This window comes from Pseudomonas pseudonitroreducens, from assembly GCF_021603645.1.
Taxonomy (GTDB): domain Bacteria; phylum Pseudomonadota; class Gammaproteobacteria; order Pseudomonadales; family Pseudomonadaceae; genus Pseudomonas; species Pseudomonas pseudonitroreducens.
This window is the reverse complement of record NZ_BQHJ01000051.1, coordinates 1-528: the sequence shown is the minus strand read 5'-3', so window position 1 is coordinate 528 and position 528 is coordinate 1. Positions and strand designations below refer to the sequence as shown.

At 61.0% G+C, this 528-nt stretch carries 1 protein-coding gene; it reads right to left on the bottom strand.

All coding sequences use genetic code 11. The features are described 5' to 3' along the window. The coding region (locus tag L6D89_RS32405) for a hypothetical protein (RefSeq protein WP_236202347.1) at positions 1–528 on the bottom strand (528 nt) is incomplete at both ends.

The window sequence follows — 528 nt, the reverse complement described above, 5'->3', positions numbered from 1 at the left end:
CGAAGGTCGGCTGATCGAGATGGCGCAGAACCTGATGCGTTACTGGGTTGAAGCTCGCCAGGTCAAGCCCTGCGCTCTGGCCCTCGGATGTTGTGTAGCTGAATGGCTCGCCGTGAACCCCGCTCGGTGTCAGTGCCGAGGAGTAGTACCGCAGCTCCGGGACAAAGACGGTCGTGACGTTCTCCGGGTATCGCAGCAGGACTTCGACCGCGAGGTTGGAAACCCCCGCGAAGGTCAGCAGAGGGTGGACGCTGCGAAAGCCCCCTGAGGGGTAGGCATACATGGCCGGAATCAAGGCGGGGATAGCGTCGTCTTCTGGCGCTGTGAAATAACCAATCTCGTCAATGCCGCCAGGTGTATCGCTGCTGTCCGCCTGGCTCTGCACCTCCGTTTGGCCGAATGTCGTGCGCATCGTGCCGCTGTCCACTGTGCGCTCGCCGTTCTCGCCATAAGCTGTAGCGTCGCTGGATAGCTGGGAACTAGCGGACACCGACAAAGAAACGCCGCCGCCAGAGATTTCATAGGTGT